At 34.1% G+C, this 22,328-nt stretch carries 22 protein-coding genes and 1 pseudogene; 3 read left to right on the forward strand and 20 right to left on the reverse strand.

Features of this window, described 5'->3' with window-relative positions; all coding sequences use genetic code 11:
• Positions 1-7: 7 nt before the first annotated feature.
• The 5 genes from CQ058_RS02200 to CQ058_RS02220 form a co-directional block, all read right to left on the reverse strand.
• Positions 8-727, reverse strand: coding sequence for a lysophospholipid acyltransferase family protein (locus CQ058_RS02200; RefSeq protein ID WP_002189495.1), 720 nt, complete (start codon positions 725-727; stop codon positions 8-10).
• A gap of 111 nt (positions 728-838) precedes the next feature.
• A complete protein-coding gene (locus tag CQ058_RS02205) occupies positions 839-1,474 on the reverse strand; it encodes an FMN-dependent NADH-azoreductase (protein ID WP_002189494.1) in 636 nt (211 codons plus the stop codon).
• A gap of 238 nt (positions 1,475-1,712) precedes the next feature.
• Positions 1,713-3,698 (reverse strand): penicillin-binding protein 3, encoded by a 1,986-nt coding sequence (gene pbpC, locus CQ058_RS02210; protein ID WP_002189493.1) that lies wholly within the window; start codon positions 3,696-3,698, stop codon positions 1,713-1,715.
• Positions 3,699-3,853: 155 nt separating this feature from the next.
• A complete protein-coding gene (locus CQ058_RS02215) occupies positions 3,854-4,342 on the reverse strand; it encodes a dihydrofolate reductase (RefSeq protein WP_002031690.1) in 489 nt (162 codons plus the stop codon).
• A 19-nt stretch (positions 4,343-4,361) separates the two neighbouring features.
• Entirely contained in the window at positions 4,362-5,318 is a 957-nt protein-coding gene (locus CQ058_RS02220; RefSeq protein WP_002189492.1) for a thymidylate synthase, read from the reverse strand.
• Positions 5,319-5,516: 198 nt separating this feature from the next.
• Here CQ058_RS02220 and CQ058_RS02225 point away from each other — a divergent pair, with 198 nt between their 5' ends.
• A complete protein-coding gene (locus CQ058_RS02225; protein ID WP_105589422.1) occupies positions 5,517-6,974 on the forward strand; it encodes a serine hydrolase in 1,458 nt (485 codons plus the stop codon).
• A gap of 265 nt (positions 6,975-7,239) precedes the next feature.
• The gene (gene tnpB / locus CQ058_RS02235; protein ID WP_002189490.1) at positions 7,240-8,367 is read left to right on the forward strand and encodes an IS200/IS605 family element RNA-guided endonuclease TnpB; all 1,128 of its coding nucleotides are present in this window, start codon (positions 7,240-7,242) and stop codon (positions 8,365-8,367) included.
• Positions 8,368-8,517: 150 nt separating this feature from the next.
• On the opposite strand, the gene CQ058_RS02240 is transcribed toward tnpB, so the two are convergent.
• The 9 genes and pseudogenes from CQ058_RS02240 to CQ058_RS02280 all read right to left on the reverse strand — a co-directional run bounded on the left by CQ058_RS02240 (position 8,518) and on the right by CQ058_RS02280 (position 15,719).
• Positions 8,518-8,799 carry a phosphatase PAP2 family protein gene (locus tag CQ058_RS02240; protein ID WP_002189485.1) on the reverse strand — a complete coding sequence of 94 codons (282 nt, stop codon included), beginning with the start codon at positions 8,797-8,799 and terminating at the stop codon, positions 8,518-8,520.
• A gap of 8 nt (positions 8,800-8,807) precedes the next feature.
• Complete coding sequence (locus tag CQ058_RS02245; RefSeq protein WP_002136080.1) at positions 8,808-9,917, reverse strand: alpha/beta hydrolase; 1,110 nt, start codon at positions 9,915-9,917, stop codon at positions 8,808-8,810.
• Between the two features lie 132 nt (positions 9,918-10,049).
• Entirely contained in the window at positions 10,050-10,931 is an 882-nt protein-coding gene (locus tag CQ058_RS02250; protein WP_002189484.1) for an AraC family transcriptional regulator, read from the reverse strand.
• Positions 10,932-11,070: 139 nt separating this feature from the next.
• Positions 11,071-12,003 carry an aminoglycoside phosphotransferase family protein gene (locus CQ058_RS02255; protein ID WP_002193007.1) on the reverse strand — a complete coding sequence of 311 codons (933 nt, stop codon included), beginning with the start codon at positions 12,001-12,003 and terminating at the stop codon, positions 11,071-11,073.
• Positions 12,004-12,014: 11 nt separating this feature from the next.
• Positions 12,015-12,163 (reverse strand): annotated as a pseudogene (locus tag CQ058_RS33030) (VOC family protein); the annotation flags it as partial.
• Between the two features lie 43 nt (positions 12,164-12,206).
• On the reverse strand, positions 12,207-12,842 hold the full coding sequence (locus CQ058_RS02265) for an HAD family hydrolase (protein ID WP_181150751.1): 636 nt from the start codon (positions 12,840-12,842) through the stop codon (positions 12,207-12,209).
• Between the two features lie 104 nt (positions 12,843-12,946).
• A complete protein-coding gene (locus CQ058_RS02270) occupies positions 12,947-13,534 on the reverse strand; it encodes a YpjP family protein (protein WP_002012605.1) in 588 nt (195 codons plus the stop codon).
• A 282-nt stretch (positions 13,535-13,816) separates the two neighbouring features.
• A complete protein-coding gene (locus CQ058_RS02275) occupies positions 13,817-15,016 on the reverse strand; it encodes an ABC transporter permease (RefSeq protein WP_105589423.1) in 1,200 nt (399 codons plus the stop codon).
• The gene (locus CQ058_RS02280; RefSeq protein WP_002012603.1) at positions 15,009-15,719 is read right to left on the reverse strand and encodes an ABC transporter ATP-binding protein; all 711 of its coding nucleotides are present in this window, start codon (positions 15,717-15,719) and stop codon (positions 15,009-15,011) included. Before CQ058_RS02280 ends, CQ058_RS02275 begins: the two co-directional genes overlap by 8 nt.
• 171 nt (positions 15,720-15,890) lie before the next feature.
• Between CQ058_RS02280 and CQ058_RS02285 the strand changes: the two genes are divergently transcribed.
• The gene (locus tag CQ058_RS02285; protein ID WP_078176659.1) at positions 15,891-16,418 is read left to right on the forward strand and encodes an HAD-IIIA family hydrolase; all 528 of its coding nucleotides are present in this window, start codon (positions 15,891-15,893) and stop codon (positions 16,416-16,418) included.
• Between the two features lie 55 nt (positions 16,419-16,473).
• Here the strand turns inward: CQ058_RS02285 and CQ058_RS02290 are convergent, their stop codons facing one another.
• The 6 genes from CQ058_RS02290 to CQ058_RS02320 form a co-directional block, all read right to left on the reverse strand.
• Positions 16,474-16,914, reverse strand: a complete 441-nt coding sequence (locus tag CQ058_RS02290) for a GNAT family N-acetyltransferase (protein ID WP_002085894.1) — start codon at positions 16,912-16,914, stop codon at positions 16,474-16,476.
• Positions 16,911-17,384, reverse strand: coding sequence for an SAM-dependent methyltransferase (locus tag CQ058_RS02295; protein ID WP_002189477.1), 474 nt, complete (start codon positions 17,382-17,384; stop codon positions 16,911-16,913). Before CQ058_RS02295 ends, CQ058_RS02290 begins: the two co-directional genes overlap by 4 nt.
• 88 nt (positions 17,385-17,472) lie before the next feature.
• The gene (locus CQ058_RS02300) at positions 17,473-18,171 is read right to left on the reverse strand and encodes an aspartate/glutamate racemase family protein (RefSeq protein ID WP_105589425.1); all 699 of its coding nucleotides are present in this window, start codon (positions 18,169-18,171) and stop codon (positions 17,473-17,475) included.
• Between the two features lie 147 nt (positions 18,172-18,318).
• The gene (locus tag CQ058_RS02305) at positions 18,319-19,521 is read right to left on the reverse strand and encodes an iron-containing alcohol dehydrogenase (RefSeq protein WP_105589426.1); all 1,203 of its coding nucleotides are present in this window, start codon (positions 19,519-19,521) and stop codon (positions 18,319-18,321) included.
• A 304-nt stretch (positions 19,522-19,825) separates the two neighbouring features.
• On the reverse strand, positions 19,826-21,265 hold the full coding sequence (locus tag CQ058_RS02310) for a GntP family permease (protein WP_105589428.1): 1,440 nt from the start codon (positions 21,263-21,265) through the stop codon (positions 19,826-19,828).
• 369 nt (positions 21,266-21,634) lie between these two features.
• Positions 21,635-22,300 (reverse strand): HAD family hydrolase, encoded by a 666-nt coding sequence (locus CQ058_RS02320; RefSeq protein WP_002189474.1) that lies wholly within the window; start codon positions 22,298-22,300, stop codon positions 21,635-21,637.
• Between the last annotated feature and the right edge of the window lie 28 nt (positions 22,301-22,328).

The following is a 22,328-nucleotide window of genomic DNA, read 5'->3' on the forward strand; positions in this document are numbered from 1 at the left end:
TTTTTTATTACTTATGTAATTGAGATGCAATAATATCTTTTGTATGCTGGGTTAACTCTTTAGCATCCATACTTGCATATTCTTCAGGTGTAATTGGCTTAGAAATTGTTAATGTTGCATGAGCTGGTTTCATACGATTTCCATTAGCCTCAAACATCTTATATGTACCATCTAAAGTTACTGGTAATATAGATACGCCAGATTTTACAGCAAGGTGAAAACTCCCTGCTTTAAACTCACCAATTTCGCCACCCTTACTTCTCGTTCCCTCTGGAAAAATCACGATAGAATGCCCGCTCTTTAACAGTTCAATTCCATCTTTAATTGCCTTAAGAGATTGACGACGATCGCTGCGGTCCATAAACACACAATTCATTAGTTCCATCCATGTTGGCACAACCGGAAACTTTTTAATTTCCGCTTTTGAAACGAATCCAATTGGCTTATTTAAGTAACCTAGTAACACAGGAATATCCATATTACTTTGATGATTACTTACAACTAGCACCGGCTTGTCTTTCGGAACATTTTCAAGTCCCTTTACTTCTACAGTCGATCCAGTTACACCCACCATTTTCTTACCAAACCAGTTTGTTGTTTTATACACAACACTATCTTTTTCTTGCGGTGACATCGCATTTGCTTTTCTTTTTATACGCCACAACCTTGGTGTAATCGCAATTACGATTAAAATTAAATAAAAGATTTTAAAAAACGTTTGAATCATACAGAACCCCCACCTATTATCATTCCGACCTTCATTATACTAGACAAACGAAGGAAAAAGAAGAAAAAATGTCCAAACAACAAGTGTTTGGACATTTTGAAGTTTTCTATATTAGAAACGTTTTGCTAATTCGCGTGCATTTACAATTGCTGCTTCTTTAATGTCTTGTGCTTTTTCAGGATTTGCATTCATTCCTTCAACTGCAATATATTCAGTGTCTGATACACCCATGAATCCTAATACCGCATTTAAGTGATTGCGACCGAAGTCCATAGATGCGTATGCTCCTTCAGAGTAAACGCCGCCTGTAGCTTGAATATGAAGTGCTTTTTTGCCTTCTAGTAAGCCAACTGGACCATTTTCAGTATATTTGAATGTTTTACCTGCGATTGATAAGTTATCTAAGTATGCTTTCACTACTGCTGGGTAGCTGAAGTTCCACATTGGAGTCACGAATACATAACGATCTGCATGCATAAATGTTTCTAAGTTATTGTTCATTGCTGCAACTTTTTGTTGCTGATTTTCACTTAAAGCTTCGAATCCTTCACCTGCTGCAAATTTACCCCAAGCAGCGAATACGTCTGCATCGATTGCTGGTACAGTTGTATTGAATAAATCAATTGTTACAACTTCGTCTTGTGGATGTTCGTTTTTATATGCTTCGATGAAAGCTTCCCCTACTGCCATACCGAAAGAACCTTCTGCTGAATTTGGATTTGCTGTAATAAATAGTACTTTTGTCATTGTATTATCTCCCTTTTTCTAATTTATCTTTAATTCGAGATTTATTATTTTATAGTAAATAACTTACCTTATGTAAGTATAATACAAAAAGTTTCAATGAATGTCAATAAAAATAGCTACTTTTTTTTCGTAAGTTAATAAGTTATATTATTTCAGTTAGTTTTTGTATATAAATATTAAGGTTTTAATCAAATAAAAAACTATCTCCATATTTCATGGAGATAGTCTTCTTCAATTACTACTTTTGAAAAACATGTTTCACTTTTTCAGCTGGAATATTACTTCCACCTCTACCTTTTACATCTTCAATCATCATTGTAATGACCATATCAGGTGAATTTAAATCAAACGCAGCAAACCAACCTAGTTCTTTTCCTTCTGCCTCTTTTGATACTTTTAATTCTGCCGTTCCTGTTTTACCAGCAAGGGTCATACCATCAATTTTCGCAATTTTCCCCGTACCATCTGGATCGTTAATTACTTTCGTTAAAGCCGTTTTCAATATATCTTGATTTTCTTTAGAAATCACGTTCTCTTTCCAAGCTTTTGGTTGTTTATCTGTTTTAATAAGATATGACGATGGAATCGTTCCATCATTTACAATCGGTGCATACGTTAAAGCTAAATGAAGAGGAGTCATTAAGACTTGTCCTTGTCCATATCCTGTATCTGCCATTTGAATATCATTTTTTATGCCATCATTTGCGATTTTAGAAGCTGGGAATCCGTATTCAATTGGTAATTTCTCATCAAATCCGAATTTTTTCGCCTCAGCCATAAATTTATCTTTTCCAATTTTCAAAGCTTCTTGTGCGAAATAAATATTATCCGAGTATTTCATTGCCTTATCAAAATCAATCGGATTTGCATCTTTTACACGTGTTACGTAATAATTGCCCCAAGAAGAATCTTTCGTCCATTTCAGTCCTTCAATTTTCAATTCTTCTTTTGGATCGATTGTTTTTGTTTCAAGACCAATTGCACCTGTAATTGGCTTAAATACAGAACCTGGTACCGATAATTGTGTAAATCGATTCGTCATCGGTTTTTTCGGGTCATTATTCCAAGCCTCGCGCTGTGCTTTTGATGTTCCTCGTGCAATTAAATTAGGATTATAAGCTGGACTACTTACAAGAGCAATTGTTTCTCCACTTTTCGGATTAATTGCCGCACTTGAACCAGCTTCTCCTTTCATTTCATTATACGTTTTTTCTTGAACAACACTATCGATAGTTAAAGTTACATTTTCTCCATCAACAGCATCTGTTTTCGCTAAATTTTTAATTTCTTTTCCTTGTGCATCCTCCATGAAGACACGGCCACCTTTTTTCCCGCGTAGCTGTTCTTCCAATACTTGCTCTAATCCAGCTTTACCAACTGGATCATCGGCTTGATAGCCTTTCTTTTGAAGCGTTTTTAAATCTTCTGCATTTACTTTTCCGATATAACCAGTAAGATGCGCTGCTGCTTCCCCTAACGGATATGTACGAACATTTACAGGTTTTGCTGCAACACCAGGTAAATCGATGTACGTATTTTGCGTTGCTCCCTCAGGCAAAATTCCAATTGGTACGAGATACCCTGGTTTTACCCATTTCGCAGCTAGTTTTTGATCAATCTCTTCTACAGACATATTTAACAACTTCGCTACTGCTTCTTTCGTTTGCGGAGCAGTTTCATCTAATTTTTCTGGAATAATTCCAATCTCAGAAGCTTTCCCATTCGTCGCAAGACCTTTTCCATTACGATCGTAAACTTCACCACGTTTTGGTTGTGTTGCCTGCATACGCACTTTACTATCTTTTGTCATGCCAGGGAAAATGAAATCAGGAGTCCAATCTATTTTCCAAGATTCTTTATCTCCATCTTTTTCTTTCACCATTTTTGCTTCATGACCAAAAGTGATTTTACCACCAACTGTATCCATGCTTACTTTAAAAGGAACAGGGCCTTCATCTTTTTTATCTTCTTTTACTTCCCCTGTTTCTACCTTTAAGTCTTTCACTTCAATACCAGAATAAATTTTTTCATATTTCTCAGTAAACTCTTTCTTTGAAATATCTTTTTTTGCATTTTCTGATAATTGATCGTACATATCTGCAAATTTTTGTTTATTCCATGCTTTTACATATGTATCAAACGCTTCTTGTGGTTTTTCTTCTTTACCACATCCAACTAACATGAATGTTAAGCAAAGAAAAAGAATCCCCCATATTTTTCTCAACTGATTCTCCTCCTCTTTCTATATTAATACTTTTGAAAATTTCAGCATTTTTCACATGCTACCTTTCATTATAGCACTATTGAATATCATCTATAAACTTATATTAATGAATACAAATAAAAAGATTGATGTGAATTTCACATCAATCCTTCTTATTATTGTTGCTTCTCATATACATGATAATAGTACGTATACGGATTCTTTTCATCCGTTAAACCTTTTTCAACAAAAACTTCTTTCCAATTTGTCATATCCATTTCTGGGAAGAATGTATCTCCTTCAAATGCATGATGGATTTTTGTTATATATAACTTGTCTACGTAAGGTAAAAAGAGATCATAAATTTGTGCTCCGCCGAAAATAAAGATTTCCTCTTCATTTTTGCATAGTTCAAACACTTCTTCTACAGAATGTGCTACTTCACAACCTTCAACACGATACCCTTCATTACGTGTTACAATAATATTACGTCTTCCAGGCAGTGGTCTACCAATTGCTTCATAGTTCTTTCTGCCCATAATAAGTGAATGGCCCATCGTTGTTTTCTTTACATACTGCAATTCACTTGGTAAACGCCAAGGTAAATTATTATCTTTGCCAATTACTCTATTCTCGTCCATTGCGACCATAAATGAAACAATCATTTTTTCATCTCCTCTACAATTATACTGCAACCGGTGCTTTAATTGCTGGGTGTGGATCATATCCTTCAATCGTTAAATCTTCCATTTCAAAATCAAACACAGATTTCACATCTGGATTTAATGTAAGTTTCGGGAATGGACGTGGTTCACGTGCCAATTGCTTTTCTACTTGTTCAAAATGATTCGTATAAATGTGTGCATCTCCAATTGTATGAACAAATTCTCCCACTTCAAGACCACATTCATGTGCAATTAAATGTGTTAAAAGTGAATAGCTTGCAATGTTAAATGGAATTCCAAGGAATATGTCACCGCTTCTCTGATATAACTGACAAGAAAGCTTTCCATCTGCTACATAAAATTGGAATAGCGTATGACAAGGCGGTAAAGCCATACTTGGTACATCTTCAGGATTCCAAGCAGACACAATTAGACGGCGTGAATCTGGTGTTTTCTTAATCATTTCAATTACATCTTTTAATTGATCAAGTGTCTCACCAGCTGTCGTTTTCCAAGCACGCCACTGCTTTCCGTATACGTCTCCTAAATATCCAAATTTCGTTGAGAATTCATCGTCTTCTAAAACGTTCTTTTTAAACAATTCCATTTGCTCATCGTATCGCTTCTTAAATTCCTCATCTTGTTGTGAGCGGAGACCGAAATCTGTCATATCAGGGCCAGTATACTCATCGCTTTCTACCCAGCTCTTAAATGCCCATTCATTCCAAATATTATTATTATGCTGCAATAAATAACGAATATTTGTATCACCTTTCATAAACCAAAGCAGTTCACTTGCTACAAGGCGAAACGGCACTCTCTTTGTCGTTAATAAAGGAAAACCATTACTTAGATCAAAACGCATTTGATATCCAAATACAGATACAGTGCCTGTCCCTGTACGATCTTCTTTCTTCGTACCATGCTCCATTACATGGCGGCATAAATTTAAGTATTCATATTCAGCATGTTTCATATGTAAGAAAACCTTCTTTCAATCTTATATGAGATTTATCATAACATGAAAAACAGCGAATTTAATAATCCAAATTAATAAAAATTCTTTCAATATTTCTTACAAAATTATTAACTTTCAATATTAAAAAAGGTTTTCACTTTTCTATTACAGAAAGTATAGTGCGGAACATAAAAATTATATTTGGAGGTTGGAAGCATGTCTAAAATCAAAACTCCTGTTTTAAGTACGTTACAACATAAGGTTGAGAAGATGATGAAGGATTTACACGTTCCTGGAGCGGCTGTAGCTGTTATAAAAGATGGTGAGATCATTATTTCAGAAGGTTTCGGCTATCGTAACATAGAGAAAAAAGAGGCTGTTACTCCGCAGACACGATTCGCAATCGGTTCTGCGACGAAAGCATTCGGTACGCTTTCATTAAGCTTATTAGCACAGCAAAAAAAGTTTAATTGGGATACTCCTGTCCAAACTTACGTACCTAACTTCTCTCTATCCGATATGCTCGCTAACTCGCAAGTTACAGGACGAGATTTAGCTTCTCATCGTACTGGGGTAAGTCGTCACGATGCTCTTTGGTACAGTTCTTCCTTAACTCGAAAAGATCTTGTTGAAAAAATAAAACATTTATCACTTGATGCACCGTTCCGCACAGCATTTCTTTATAACAACTTAATGTATGCGACAATTAGTTATATTGTAGAAAACATTACGAATCAAACGTGGGAGCAATACGTTGCAGAACATATTTTAGAACCTTTAAATATGAGGCATACAAACTTATCTGTTACAGACTCACAAAATACAGATGATTACGCATTACCTTACACTGAAGATAATGGTGAAATGAAAGAAATTCCATTCCGAAATATTGATACAGTTGGAGCGGCTGGATGTATTAATTCTACCATTGAAGATATGGCAAAATGGGTTTTGCTTCATTTAAACGAAGGAAAAACAGAAAATCATGATTTGATTTCTACTGAACTACTCCAAGAAATGTATACACCACACACTCCAATCCCGGATCAGCCAATGTTATCAACAAGTGAATCACCATTAAATAGCTATGGACTAGGTTGGTTTATTAGTGCTTACCGCGGTTATAAACTTATTCATCATGGTGGTAATATTGATGGATTTTCTGCACTTGCGTCATTTATGCCCAACGAAAATATCGGTATTATCGTATTAACAAATTCAGGGCAAACTGTACTCCCTACTTATATTACAAAACATATTTACGACGAACTTCTCGGACTAGAATATATCGACTGGCATGAACGCGCTGTAGAAGATAGTGAAAAAATGAAAGAAATGATGAAAGAGGCAACTACATCACTTCCCGAACCAATAAAAGGGACTACCCCTTCTCATGCATTAGATGACTACACTGGAACTTTTGAGCATCCCGCTTATGGAACACTGAAAGTATACAAACAAGATGATTTCCTACATGTACAATTTATGGATATGGAATTTCAGCTAAAACATCATCATTACAACATCTTCTCAGCATCAATTAGTTTGTTCCTAATGAAAATGAGGCTTTTATTCGCTTATGATATGAATGTAAATGGTGAATTCCCGACTCTTCAATTACACGTACCTGCAACTTTAAGTACTCAGCCTCTTACATTTACGAAAATTAAATAACAAAATAATAGAGGGAAGATTACTCTTCCCTCTATTATTTCGGAATTAGAAATTCACCTTGCAACCAATCCTATTATTGAATTTAATAAATGAAATGAGGATAACCCAAATGCTAAATTATTTATCGTTTTCTGACAGAAGACTCCTTCCTCAAAAATGTGAAGGTGTGAAACACCAATTTTAGGTGGGAGATGAATGTCAGTAGGCGTAAGCCTACGTTTTTTTGTATACTGTAGATATACGATGAAAAAGTGAGGTGCAACCTATGTTAGTAAATAAAGCATATCAATTTCGTATCTACCCGAATAAGAAACAAGAAATATTAATTGCTAAAACAATCGGTTGCAGTCGCTTTGTATTTAACTATTTCCTTGCTCTTTGGAATGATACGTATAAAGAAGCAAGAAAAGGGTTAACCTACTATTCTTGCTCTGCCAAGCTTACTCAATTAAAGAAGCAACAGGATACGATTTGGTTAAAAGAAGTAGATAGTATCGCTCTTCAATCCACATTAAAAAACCTCGCAGATGCTTTTTCACGTTTTTTCAAGAAACAGAATGATATGCCTCGATTCAAGTCTAAAAAGAATACAGTTCAATCCTACACAACTAAGCAAACAAACGGAAATATTGGAATTGTAGGCAACACAATAAAATTACCGAAACTTGGCCTTGTTCGCTTTGCTAAAAGTCGTGAAGTAGAAGGGCGTATCTTGCATGCAACGATTCGTCGTAACCCAAGTGGTAAATACTTTGTATCTATCTTTGTTCAAACAAGCGTACAAGAAATGCCTAAAACTGATTCCACTTGTGGAATTGATGTTGGATTAAAAGATTTTGCCATTCTTTCTGATGGCACAACATACAAGAACCCTAAATTCTTCCGTACATTAGAAGAGAAGTTAGCGAAAGCACAACGTATCCTTTCTAGAAGAACAAAAGGTTCTTCGAACTGGAATAAACAACGTGTGAACGTTGCACGAATCCATGAACATATTGCAAATGCAAGAGCTGATTACTTACATAAACTTTCTACTGAAATCATCAAAAACCACGATGTTATCGGTATGGAAGACTTACAAGTCAGTAACATGCTCAAAAATAGAAAGCTTGCAAAAGCGATTAGTGAAGTATCTTGGTCACAATTTCGGACTATGTTGGAATATAAAGCAAAATGGTATGGCAAACAAGTTGTTATAGTATCTAAAACATTTGCTTCTAGTCAATTATGCTCCAATTGTGAATACAAAAACAAAGACGTTAAAAATCTAACTATTCGTGAGTGGGATTGCCCTTCTTGTGGCGCACATCACGATAGAGATCGAAATGCAGCACTCAATCTTAGAAATGAAGCAATTCGTCTCTTAACCGTAGGAACTACGGGGATAGCCTAATGAATTAGAAACCGTTAGGTTTCTGTACTTAGGAAACTCCCACTTCAAACAGTCCGTGAGAATGTTAAGTGGTGAGTAGTTCAACAAAACAGCTTAATGAACAAGCCATGCATTAATTATTATATTCCCTCAAAGGAAAAGACTTTCTTATTACCGATTCAATGAATGTGGAAGAACATCATTATTATTTGTGCGTTTATTTTTCTTATCTTTCCATATAAATTTTTTCAAACACATAAAAACAGTAACTGAAATAGCGACTCCAACTTTAACATCTGAAGCAAAATGGGCTCCTACCACAATACGACTCATTGGTACTAGTATCTTATTAGTTGGTTCATATAAACTATTGGATATTTGTAAGTCTGTAAATGCAAAGATACATAGTAAAATAGCGAAGCTGGAAATTAATATCACTTTTCTATTTCCCATCATTTCTCCTACTTTCCACTATGCTTTAATATAAAATTCCCCATCTCAATTGCTAAATCTTCACTTTGGGGATAAACACCTACATTATCTCCATAAGCGTGCCCTAAACCACGATAAAGGACTGTTTCAGTATCCACTCCTTTTTTAGTCAATTTAGCTGCATACGCTAAACATTCTATCATTAAAAAATCATGCTCTCCTACCGTAATAAATGTACTTGGATAGTCTGGGGATACATCAACATATGGACTTAAATACTTCGAATGAATTTCTTTCGTACCAAGTACTTCTGACATACCTCCAACCATTGAATGCATTATATTAAGCATTTTTTCTAATCCTTTTTTATACTTAGGAGCAATTTCATATTTATCTATACTCCAAGAATAAAATTCATCTTCATAATCACACATATTAAGTGTAGGATACAGAAGCAACTGTCCCTTCACGTACTTCCTACCATCTTCCATATCTTTAGTTGTACAATACTGTGTTAAGTTCCCTCCTGCACTATCACCTGCCACAAAGATATTATTCTTATCCCCGCCTAATGTATCAGCATTTTCATAAATCCACTTTAAAGTAGTGTAGCAATCTGTATGCCCAGTTGGAAAAGGATTTTCCGGAGCTAATCGATAATCCACAGAAACGGCTAGTATATCCGTTTTTTCTACTATCAATTTCACAAGTTCTTCTACTACATCTGGTGATCCTGCCATAAATCCACCACCATGAATAAAGTATAAAACTGGCGCATTCTCTTGTTTAGAAACACTGTTATAAATTCTTATCGGAATATCATATCCATCTTCCGCTTTCACTGTTTTATGCGTAATATTAACGTCTTTAGTGACAATTGGAACACTCTTAATTCCATTAAATTGTTTTCGCATATTCCTTACCGATTTTTCAGAAGCGTCCATTTTCATCATATTTTTAGGCATAAACCTCATTACATTCATTTGAACCTTCGTGTCCTTATAAAGACGTGGATCCATCGCTCCTTTTTCATCACAATCTGGTATGTTTTTTACTAAAACTTTCGCCCCCTGTACATTAATGATTTCTTGTTTTTCTTGAATTTTTTCTAATAGGTTTAAGTCATATTTTCTAGTCATCTAGTATTCATCCTCCCTTGTTTTAAACGCTTTCATTTCTTCAGATTAGATAAATCTCTATTGAATCTCACTTCATTTACTATTACTAAATAAAAAACGTTCCATGTACAAAATGTAACATGAAACGTTTTTTTATTGTTGTTCATATTTGATTCGATTATTGTCATTTTTTGATATGATATTTTTCCTATACTGTAATGGTGTATATCCGTATTTTTCTTTAAACTGTGAAATAAATGATTTTACATTTGGAAATCCGTGTTTCACTGCTATATCTTGTATAGAATTTGTACTATTAATAATATCTTCATACGCTTTATAGAGCCTGTATCTCGTTAAAAAAGTGGTGAAATTTGATCCGAACGATTTTTTGAACATACGGGAAAAATGTTCTTCACTTACAAAAAAATGTTTAGCTACATCTTTCAGTTTAAGTTCTTCATCATAATGTTTATAAATATACGTAATCATTTCTTTCTGTTTATTTCCAAGTTGATAATTATTGTCTATACTCTCTCCTTCTTTGCAATATCGCAATAGAATATAAACAATTTCATAAATTAAACTATTAATTTTTATGTAACTTAAATCATCAGAATTTGTGACTAACTCCTTTAATTCATAAAATATTTGCTGGAGGTTAGTTTTCTGAACAACTGATTCTTTTATATTAAATCTATATTTATCAAAATCTCCATTTACCTCTTTAAGAAATTCATAAGAAATAATTAACATCATTACTGCACAACTTGTATTTTCAACTTTTTCGAATTCATGAACATCGCCACTATTCACAAAAATAAATTCGCCAGCGGATACTTTCTTTTTTTGCCCATTCACATACAAGAAAACCTCTCCATATACGACTAGGCTAATTTCAATACTTCTATGCCAGTGAGGAGGAATATAATAGTGAAAACCAGTAGGCAACATCGTATCATCTATATATTCAACCATCCCTGGAATTCTATCGCGTACTTTTATTTCTTCATATTTACCTTGCCTGATTTTCAATAGTCCACCCCCTTTTTATATTATAAAGTAGACGTCAAGGTTTTCATTCCTTCATAAAAAACTACATATATAGTATGTAAAGAGACCGTCTCATGAGTTATTTACAAATAGCAGGTGTGAGATTTCCCACCTGCTATCCTTATTTTTTATTCATCATTTCACTATCAAACCAGATTGGCTTTGATAATTCAAAGTTTTTATGATCCTCTAAAACTATAGTAAGACGTTCTAACGTATCATCTAACATATGCGGTGCTGCTCGTAAGGACCAGACAACTGATGAGAAAACTGTCATGCCAACGTACACCGCATATAATTTCCAGAACTCCTCTGGTATTCTCCCATTAAAGTATCCTTCTATTTGTCCGATTGAATATGGAATACTAATGTCCCTTGCAAATAGTGCTATTTTTACGAAATCATGAAGTGGGTCGCCCCAGTCGTAGCCATTAAAATCAACAACACCTACATATTTCGCATCACGTACAATTATATTTTCTAAATGAAAATCATCGTGTTGAAATCGATTTGGGCGGTTCTTTAAATATTTTTCATTTTCATCTATAAACTTTATGATTTTATCATCATTTTTAATTTGTATTCCGCATGTTTTATATGCCTCTACATATTTTCGATGTTTTTTCATTGCTCTTTCATACCATGGGAGTATATCCTTAGGAGCTTCATGTGTATGCATTTTTGCTAAGTCTTTTCCTGCTGCTATACCAATATCATATTGTTCTCTTGGCGTATATGTAGTCAATAGCTTCTTAGCATCTTCTCCTTCTAAATATGAAAAAATACTATAACATAAATCTTCTTCCTCCAATATACCGAGTTCAATTGGTCTTTGAGCCTGCACGTTACGTTTTACCATTTCATTTAAAATTTGAAACTCTATTTTTTTCCTATCATACTCTTTTATATCACCTGTCCGTAATAAATATTTTTTATCATCACTAGTCGTAATAATATATTTTTTATCAGGTGAGAAACCTTTAGAGATTTCTTCAATATTTGCAGCATCTTTTACTATTTGTATATTGTTTTTCCACGTTGTAATTATCTTCATGTCTATTCTCCTTACATTTCTGTATTCGGTGTATACGCAACCTCTACAATAAAGCCCTTCGGGTTATAAAAGTCTATTGTATAGTAACATCCGAATAATGATTCATTTCAATTGGGCCACGTATAACCTTCACCTTATTGCCAGTAAGAAACTTTGCTACCCAAAATTCAATATGATGAATACCTGCTCAAAGTTTATTTATATTAAGAATGTGCCGCCTGTACTACTTGCACAATTTCCCCTGGCGTATTAACCATATAATCTGGCGCGTCTCCTTTTACTGTCTCAATTACGTCATACCCCCACGAAACCCAAATGACATTCACACCAGCTTTTTTACAAGCTGCAATATCACGTTGTTCATCACCGACATACAACATATCTTGTTCTGTTAGCTTTTTCGACTTTAAAAATCTTTTAATCATTTTATCTTTACCAAACAAATTTTTAGAACAATACACTTCTTGAATATTTTCTATGCCATTACTATGTAAAAATGCCCTAATATGCTCTTCTGAGTTCGAAGATATAACCGCAATCCCGTAGCCTTTTTTATGTAATTCATCTAATACATCCTTCATCCCATGGAATAAAACGAGATCTTTTATGGCAGGTTGATATAATTTATAAAACTCTAACGCCAATATAGGAAGTTTATAAAGTGGTACATCGAGTTTTTTACATCTTTCAAAAATAGTCAATTTTCGTAAAGGCTCAATTTCTTCCTCACTAACTGTCTTATATCCATGCTTTTCAGCAAGTTGATTATAAATTGGTACAAATATATTTTGTGAATCTACTAATGTGCCATCAAAGTCAAAAACGATATATTTTTGCATCCCCATACTCCCTTTTTTCTTTTTTCCTAAACATATGTTATTCAACAACATAAATGTCGTATCCTTTCATAAAGAAAAAAAGAACAAGATTTCTCTCGTTCTTTTTAAGACAACCATTTCGGCGGTACATTCGTATTCCAATAAATATTTCCTAACTCATGGTGTCCTGAATATCCATCATCAAAACGATGATAGTGGAAATTAAAATAATATCCATCTTGCGGTGGATGATCTCTCCTCACATGAAATCGCAGTAAGTCATTTCCTGATTTTGTGTCATAAACATGAAAAATCTTTTCATTATTTCCACCAGCTGGTTTTTGAGAAATCGCTAATGATTGTAACGATTCTTCTGGCACATCATTTGCAAGTTCCGCAATTGCCTCTTCAATTTTAGGTAATACAACATCTTTAAATTCATCTTCAATTACAGGCCCAATTTTAGAGCCGAATTTTTGCATAGATTGCTTCTCTGCTTCTTGCATCGCATAGTTAACAAAAGTATCGGTGGTTAACCTATCATTTGTTTCTTCATATGTATAGGACGTACTCTCCAAATTTTGTTGCCCAGCTGTGCTCGTAGGCTTGTCCGCAGCTTTGGCATTATCAAGTAATATGGAAGGAGGCGTCACTAAACCAAACGTAAATACGGTAATTAATGCGACTAAGGTTTTTCTAAACCAATTTGGCATTTATGTTCCCTCCCCTTTCACTCATTATATTTTATATAACGGTTGTTTCTTCTATTATACAAAATGATTGTAATTTTTGCACTTTACAATTTTGTTAACGTTCACATATTTTTCACTTGAATATGAAATTGTAAGATTTCATACACTATAAATACAACAACAATGAGGGGGCAATCAGATGACTTTAGATGTCGTGTACTCAGCCGCAAGCATACTCCTTTTAGTATATTTTATTTACCAGTGTGTTACAGACTAGAAAAAGAGCCATTTCCGGCTCTTTTTCTATGGTAAAAATACAATCCAACCAATGAATACTATAAAAATAACTCCAATAATTATTGCTGGCAATAAATAAAACTGTGAGAGAATGACTGTTCCGTACATAAATACGACTGGAAGGAGCAAATAACGATCCGCCTTCCACCTTAATAATAGTAATTCTCCTTCATCACAATATAAATGTAGAAACATTTTCTTCGTAAATTCATTCCAATAATCACGCGCATAGCGAGAAATAGCAACTATAGCAAATACAAGAATAATAGCTGTTATCCACTGCGGAGTCACGATAATACTTACAGTGCTTATACATACAATTTGAACATAAAACATTAAAGCACTACTTGTACGCAAAAATTCTTTTAAAAAAGCTTCTACAATACGCGAATCAGAATTTTTTCCTAATATCTTTTTAGACCGAGGGAACATCCACGGTTTTTTATTCGAACTACTCGGCTTCGCAGCATGACCACCAACTTGCATAATCCCTACAGTCCAGCGCATACTTTCTTCTTTTTCTTTCTCAACTTCTTTAAAAAAGAAATTTTTATAATTCATCTTTTCTTTTACTAAGACTACAGTAAGTACAGCTACTAGGCCGGTAAATAATATGAAATACAATGGATTTTTAAAAATGAAAAATACACTCATTCCAAAATAGACTAAACTTAAAGAAAATATAACATCTTTTATAATCAATAAAACCCATCGTTTCCCCACACGTACATTTATGAATCTCGTCAACAACGATAGCATAAATCGAAAAACAGTAAAGAACATCCAGAACAGTACGATTTGTATAATTGTCGCTCCCGTACTTTTCATCAGTATAGGCAGCATAATGAATACTACAATTGCGTTCGTTATTGCAATCCGAATTAACGTATATATAATTCCAAGCTTCATTAATTTTCGCATATGATTTGGGTACGAAATTAAAAATAAACTATCTGCTTGTTCAAAAAATGAGCGAACTCCTCTTGAAAATGTGACAAAATAAAACGCAAGTAAACCTAACCCAAAATAAATGGTCTCTTCCATCGATAATTCTTTCATCCATAGTGAACGATAATAGATCCCCGCAAATATAAGTGCTGGAATAATAATATATAATGCTACTGTCCAATCTGTTACAGAACGAATCGCTTTCCATTTTCTTTGCAATTCATGACGTAACCTTTTATTAAACTGTTGTTTAATCATTTTGTTCCCGCCTTACAATTGCATCGAAACAATCTAACAGTGTACTTCCTGGCATTTCTGCTAACGATTGGATCGCCTCTAAATGCCCATCTGCTACTAATGTACCTTGCGAAATGAGTAAAAATCTTTCACAAATTCTTTCAGCTGTATCCAGCACGTGCGTACAAAGTAATATACCTGCTCCTCGCTCTTTTTCTTTATATAAATAATTCAAAAAGTCTTTCGTGGCTACTGGATCTAAACCGATAAAAGGCTCATCAATAATATAAAAATCTGGCTCTGTTAAAAATGCTAATATTAGCATCGATTTTTGTTTCATACCTTTTGAAAATTTTGATATGTATTCGTGTATATGTTTTTCCATTCGAAACGTATGTAATAATTCCCTTGCTTTGTCCTCCCAATTTCCCTCTTCATTTCCACGGGCAGCCATTAACAATTCAATATGCTCCCATAAAGTTAAATAATCATAATAAGTGGGATGCTCAGGTACATATGCATATGGATTTTTCTTTTCACCAAACGAGATTTCACCATCCATATTGACAAGCAAACCGAGTATCGACTTAATTGTCGTACTCTTTCCTGCGCCATTTGCACCAATAAGAGCCACTAACTCTCCTTTTTCAATTGCAAATGCAATATCATGAACTGTCTTTTCACCAATTTCATATCCGGCTGAGCGGATATTCACCTCTAACATAATACTTACCTTCTTTCCATTTACATTACAATCAAGGAAAATGATAACATATCCCTCTTAATATAGTATTATATCACTTCTGATATATTTATTTCTGTAGCAGGAAAAAGCATATTTCAAGAGAATACTTAATGTTTGTGGATTTTAATTTAAATTGAAAGGACTATAACTATGACAAACATTGAAGCAATATTCATTGATCGTGACGGAACAATTGGCGGTGATACTACAATACATTATCCAGGTTCTTTCACGTTATTTCCTTTTACAAAGGAATCTTTACAAAAGTTAAAAGCTCAAAATATTAAACTATTCTCTTTTACGAATCAGCCAGGTATCGCGGATGGAAAAGCAACTGCGAATGATTTTACGAAAGAATTAAAAGAGTTTGGTTTTGATGATATTTATCTATGTCCTCATAAACATGGTGATGGATGTGAATGCCGCAAACCGAGCGCAGGTATGCTCCTGCAAGCAGCGGAAAAACATAGGCTTGATTTAACAAAATGCGCTGTAATCGGTGATCGCTGGACGGATATTGTTGCTGGGGCAAAAGTAAATGCAACGACTATATTGGTTCAAACTGGCGCTGGATATGATGCTTTACATACATTCCGAGATAAATGGGCACATATTGAACCAAACTACATCGCAGAAAACTTTGAAGATGCTACAAATTGGATTTTAAATCATCAATAAAAAAATCAAATGAGACGTCTTCACATTGAAAACGTCTCATTTAACTATATATATTTCAAAAAGTTAATTCATAATGGAAATAACGATTATCTCTCAAGTATCCATTTTCAGCGTATAATCGCTGAGCTGATAAATTATCAATCTCTGTTTGTAATTTCACACCTTTTGCGCCATTTTCTAAGGCGAATTCTTTAGCAGCTTCTAACAATTTTTTACCTGTTCCGGCTCCGCGCTTCGCCTTTTGTACAAACAGATCATTTAAAATCCATAACTCTTTCATCGAAATAGAAGAAAATGATGGATATAGTTGCGTGAATCCGATATATTCTCCATCTTCAACTGCCACGAAAATAATGGATTCTTTTCTCTCGATTCGATTTCGTAAAAATACTTTTGCTCCTTCAATATCGGAATCTTGTCGATAAAATACGCGATAGTTATTAAAAACAGATGCTAGTCCATCTAAATCTGCAATTGTTGCCTCATATATTCTCATTTTGTTTTATTCCCCTTCCAATATTGTTTCATAATATCCGTTACCCATTTAGGCTGTAGAATTTCTTCTTTCGGCATAAACTCTTTCATTATCGGCTTTATATCCAATATAGGGGTGCCATCAATAGCATCTAACCCCTCAACAATAATTGATTTACCTTCTCTTTTGATCACCTTTACAATTGTAGCTCCTATGCGATTCGGACGATTTTTCCCGCGCTGTGCAAAAATGCCTACTTTAGGATAATCATTATTATTTCTAGGATGTCTAGCAAAATATTGAATTTGTTCATCAGTTACTTTATGAAAATAAAAGACAACTTCAACATGAGAAAAATCTTCAATCCCTTGTATACTTTCCTCTGTATACATATCAGTTAAAGTAATATAGGATCTTACTTCTCCCCACTCATCATCTTTTATTTCCTTTCTTTCATTATGTACAAATGCGATTGGCTGAACTGAAAACATCCGCATTCCCCCTTAAATGTAACCACTTACATTATAAAATATTTTCTGAATGTTTTCCAGACAAACGAGTTAAGTTTACATAATATAATTATAATCTATTATCTAAAGCGAAATTGACTGCTTCAATCGCATGTATATGCGTTGTATCAAATATCGGAACTGATATGTCTTCCTGCTTTATTAATAACCCTATTTCTGTACACCCTAATATTATTCCTTGCGCCCCTTTTTGCACTAACTCTTCTATAACTCTTTTATAATACTCTCTAGATTGAGATGTTATCTTTCCTAAACATAATTCTTTGTATATTACTTCATTTATTTTTTCTCTATCTTTTCCTAATGGTACTATTACTTTTATATCATTCTCTTCTATACGTGATTTATAGAAATCTTGCTCCATCGTATATTTTGTTCCAAGCAGACCAACCGATTGAATACCTTTTCTATTTATTTCTTTTGCAGTTGCATCCGCAATATGTAATACTGGAATGTTAATATTCTCCTTTATTTTCTCAACTATTTTATGCATTGTATTTGTGCAAATGATTATAAAGTCTGCTCCTCCTTTCTGCAATGAATACGCCGTATTCCCTAATACTTCTCCTGCTCCCTCCCAATCTCCGCTAGACTGGAATCGTTCAATCTCTTCAAAATTCACACTATTAATCAGACATTTTACTGAATGTAATCCACCTAATCTACTTTTTATTTCTTCATTTAAAATTCGATAGTATTCAGAAGTTGATTCCCAACTCATACCACCTATAAGACCTATCGTTTTCATAGTAAAACACCTACCTAAACTATTTTTATAAAACTAATAACAATATTTTATTATGTATATTATACACAATAAAACAAGACTTTAAATTTATAATATAAAGTCTTGTTTTAACTATTTCCAAGGAAATTTTATTATAATATTCTGAAATTAAAGCCCTGATGTTTTTATAGAATCTTCATATTGATAATTAAAACACTCTCGATACAACTGTTTGATTTCATCATAAGAAGGAACTCGTGGATTATTTCCTGGGCTACCACTTGCAATTGCATCTTTCGCCATTTTAAAAATAGCATTTTCAAATTCAACTTCGTCAATTCCGTATTCTCTTAAATTAGGAATACGAAGATCAAAACAAAGTTTCTTAATTTCAGCAATCGTGTAGTTCGCTACTTCTTCATCAGAATGAGAATACAAATCTTTGTTTAAGCTACGTCCTACTTCTGCTAACCTTTTTATTGCACTCATTTTTGTAAACTCTAAAACTGTAGGTAATAGTATTGCATTCGATATTCCATGTGGTACATGGAATATTGCTCCCACTGGACGGGACATACCATGCACTAATGTAACAGATGCATTTGAAAAAGCAATCCCAGCTTGTAATGAAGCAATCATCATTGCTTCCCTTGCTTCCATATTATCTCCATCTTCATATGCGATACGTAAATATTTCATAATGCTTTCAATAGCTGAAAGAGCAAGAACATCTGTAAGAGGTTGTGAAGCTTTAGAAATATAAGCTTCAATTGCATGGCATAATGCGTCTACTCCCGTTGCTGCAGTAATATGAGGTGGTACCGAACTTGTAAAAATCGGGTCTATTATAGCAACATGAGGGATAAAGCTTGGATGTTTTATCATCATTTTCACATCTGTTTTTTTATTTGTAATTACTGCTACACTTGTTACTTCCGATCCAGTACCAGAAGTCGTCGGGATTGCGATTAGCGGTAGTGGATTGTATTCTATTTCTATATCCTTTTGGACGTAATCTTCAATTTCTCCACCATTTGTATATAACACTGCTACTGCTTTCGCAGCATCAATACAGCTTCCTCCTCCAATACCTATGATAAAATCGCATTTTCCTTCTTTACAAATAGATAACGCTTCCAATACGTGTAAATTTGTAGGCTCAGTGTTTACTTCATTGTACGTAATAACAGTAATCCCTTTCGCATTTAAGTGATCCACACATCTTTCAACATAACCCAAACTCTCCATAATTGTATCACTTACAATAAAAGCCCTTTTCCCTAACTTTCTTGATTGATCCCCTAGTTTTTTAAACGAATTTCTTCCATATAATACAGACTTCGGCATACGAAACTCAGCAACTTCTTGCAAGTACTCCACCCCTTCTATCTATAATAAATATTTGCAACTACTCAGCCATGCATTTCATTCAGAAGTTTGATAAAGTCTATTATTCCAGTTAAAATAAGCCCCCTTATTAACTATACTTTGTTTTAAAACTTTTTGCGTGGCAGGAAAGGCCCTGACCGCTCCTATAAATAGCCAGGTCCTCTCTCGACCAACTTAAAAAACTTTTCTGCCGATTTTTCATAGAGTGACTGAGTAGTTACAATAAATATTTTATTATGTAAAATATCAATCTAATAAATATTTTCTTTTCGTATATTAACTAGTATTAATAGATCCCTGTTAAAGTATAGAATGCGATGACTGCAAATACAGCAATCGTTTTCAAAATTGTAATAGCGAATATATCTTTATACGACTGTTTATGTGTTAATCCTGTTACCGTTAGAATAGTAATAATTGCACCATTATGTGGTAATGTATCCATTCCGCCTGATGCCATTGATACAATGCGGTGCATAACTTCTAATGGAATATCATATTGATTGGCCGCTGCAATAAATTTATCCCCCATCGCACTTAACACAATTCCCATTCCGCCTGATGCTGAACCTGTAATTCCAGCTAAAATATTCGTCGTTACTGCCCCATTTACTAATGGATTCGTGAAAGTTGCAGAGATGCTATCTCTCATAATTGCAAAGCCTGGAAGTGCTGCAATAACACCACCAAATCCAAACTCCGCGCCTGTATTCATTGTTGCAAGTAGCGCTCCACCAATACTTGTATTCAATCCAGCTTGAAATCCAGTTACTACTCGTTTCCAATATAATAAAAGCGTTGATAAAATCCCTATAATAAGTGCCAATTCTACAGACCAAATCCCAACTACCGCACTTAATTCAACTTTTCCAAATGCTTTCATACCAATAGCTGAGAAATCAAAACCATCTGGATACCACTTTGGTATCATGATTGTGAAAACTTTATTCATTACACCTACTAAAATAAGTGGTACAAACGCAATTACTTGCTGTACTCTTGTAATTTCAATACTGCTTAATATCGGCATATCTTTTTGTTCTAACTGCAAAGATGCTGCCATTTCAGAATTCCCATCGTTAGAACCAAAATACCCTTCTCCTGCTGCTTTTGCCTTCTTACGCTTACTCTCTAAATAAAGTAAACCTAACGTTAAAACAAAAATTGCGCCTAAAATACCAAGTATCGGTGCTGCATAAATATCAGTTTTAAAAAAAGTTGTAGGTATTACATTTTGAATTTGTGGTGATCCAGGAAGCGCATCCATTGTAAATGTCGCTGCTCCAAGAACGATTGTGCCAGGGATTAAACGTTTTGGAATATCCGCTTGTCGAAACAACTTAGCCGCAAACGGAAATATAGCGAACACCACTACATACACACTAACACCGCTATACGTTAAAATAGCTCCCATTAAAACAATCGCTAAAATGGTACGTTTTTCTCCAACTAACTCTACAATCGTCTTTGCGATGGAATCAGCGATTCCTGACATTTCTACTACTTTCCCAAATATTGCTCCAAGTAAAAACACAGGGAAATATAATTTAATAAATCCTACCATTTTCTCCATAAAAATATTTGAAAAGAAAGGTAATACAAAACTAGGCTCTGTCAAAAATACCGCAAATAATGCAAAAATCGGTGCGAATAATATTACAGAAAATCCTTTATATGCTACAAACATGAGTAAACTAAGTGCTAATAAAATAATAACTAGCTCCAATTATAACCCTCCTTTTAAACTGAAAATTCAATCTTTTAACAACGAACTTTTACTCGTATTTCGAACCCTTTTATTTCATGACATTCCTCCTCTTTTTATCCCGCTATTTGCGGGCAGTAAGACTCCCACCTTAAAATTCAGCAAATGTGCAGAAGCTAGGCGGGATATCAACTGCTCGTAACAGCCCGATTGATCAGGGCTGTTAATCAGTGCTGGATGGACAGAACTTCCACTAATTAAAGTTTTACTTTATTACAAATTTTTCATGCTAAAATTGTCTAATTATAGTATTCGATTACATATGTAAAATCCCTTTAAACAAAACGATTTCATCGTCATATGTTATAAAGGGATTTCTAGGTTCTATTTCTATAGTTTTATCGTACTATTCTCTATACAAAAGCTTTGTAACTCTTCGACATCTTTCACTATATGAATCGCCCCAGCATCACCCAATTCAATCTCACTACCATATCCATACAATACACCTATTGAAGCAATTCCGTTACTGTTCGCACCGATTACGTCATGCTTTCTATCACCAATCATCACCATTTCTTCTTTTTGAAGTTCTTCATTTGTTTGTAAAATATGAGCAATTATTTCTTCCTTTTTTATTCTTGTCCCATCTAAATTACTCCCAACAATCTCTTCAAAAAAAGATGTTAACTGAAAGTGCTCTATTACTTGTTTCGCAAATACAGTAGGCTTTGAAGTTGCTACAAACAAACGATTGCCAGCATCCTTTAATTCTTGCAATAGGGCTGTAATTCCATCGTATACTTTATTCTCTAATAAACCACTTTGCTTTAAATATTCCCGAAAGTAAAACACCGCTCGTTCTACTTCTATTTCATTCATATTATATCTATCTGCAAAAGATTGTTGTATTGGTGGACCGATAAATGAATCTAACTCAATTATATTCACTTCTTCAATCCCCATTTTTTCTAACACGTATAGAACAGCATTGATTATCCCTTCTTTCGGATCAGTTAATGTTCCATCTAAATCAAATAGAAATGTTGTATACATATTTAATTCCCCCACTGATTTTATATGT

Source organism: Bacillus sp. MYb56 (assembly GCF_002976445.1).
GTDB classification, from domain to species: Bacteria; Bacillota; Bacilli; order Bacillales; family Bacillaceae_G; genus Bacillus_A; species Bacillus_A mycoides.

Coding starts and splice junctions, on each gene's coding strand:
- CQ058_RS02200 (WP_002189495.1), bottom strand. CDS start 727: ATGATTCAAACGTTTTTTAAAATCTTTTATTTAATTTTAATCGTAATT.
- CQ058_RS02205 (WP_002189494.1), bottom strand. CDS start 1,474: ATGACAAAAGTACTATTTATTACAGCAAATCCAAATTCAGCAGAAGGT.
- CQ058_RS02215 (WP_002031690.1), bottom strand. CDS start 4,342: ATGATTGTTTCATTTATGGTCGCAATGGACGAGAATAGAGTAATTGGC.
- CQ058_RS02220 (WP_002189492.1), bottom strand. CDS start 5,318: ATGAAACATGCTGAATATGAATACTTAAATTTATGCCGCCATGTAATG.
- CQ058_RS02225 (WP_105589422.1), top strand. CDS start 5,517: ATGTCTAAAATCAAAACTCCTGTTTTAAGTACGTTACAACATAAGGTT.
- tnpB (WP_002189490.1), top strand. CDS start 7,240: ATGTTAGTAAATAAAGCATATCAATTTCGTATCTACCCGAATAAGAAA.
- CQ058_RS02240 (WP_002189485.1), bottom strand. CDS start 8,799: ATGGGAAATAGAAAAGTGATATTAATTTCCAGCTTCGCTATTTTACTA.
- CQ058_RS02245 (WP_002136080.1), bottom strand. CDS start 9,917: ATGACTAGAAAATATGACTTAAACCTATTAGAAAAAATTCAAGAAAAA.
- CQ058_RS02255 (WP_002193007.1), bottom strand. CDS start 12,003: ATGAAGATAATTACAACGTGGAAAAACAATATACAAATAGTAAAAGAT.
- CQ058_RS02265 (WP_181150751.1), bottom strand. CDS start 12,842: ATGCAAAAATATATCGTTTTTGACTTTGATGGCACATTAGTAGATTCA.
- CQ058_RS02270 (WP_002012605.1), bottom strand. CDS start 13,534: ATGCCAAATTGGTTTAGAAAAACCTTAGTCGCATTAATTACCGTATTT.
- CQ058_RS02275 (WP_105589423.1), bottom strand. CDS start 15,016: ATGATTAAACAACAGTTTAATAAAAGGTTACGTCATGAATTGCAAAGA.
- CQ058_RS02280 (WP_002012603.1), bottom strand. CDS start 15,719: ATGTTAGAGGTGAATATCCGCTCAGCCGGATATGAAATTGGTGAAAAG.
- CQ058_RS02285 (WP_078176659.1), top strand. CDS start 15,891: ATGACAAACATTGAAGCAATATTCATTGATCGTGACGGAACAATTGGC.
- CQ058_RS02290 (WP_002085894.1), bottom strand. CDS start 16,914: ATGAGAATATATGAGGCAACAATTGCAGATTTAGATGGACTAGCATCT.
- CQ058_RS02295 (WP_002189477.1), bottom strand. CDS start 17,384: ATGTTTTCAGTTCAGCCAATCGCATTTGTACATAATGAAAGAAAGGAA.
- CQ058_RS02300 (WP_105589425.1), bottom strand. CDS start 18,171: ATGAAAACGATAGGTCTTATAGGTGGTATGAGTTGGGAATCAACTTCT.
- CQ058_RS02320 (WP_002189474.1), bottom strand. CDS start 22,300: ATGTATACAACATTTCTATTTGATTTAGATGGAACATTAACTGATCCG.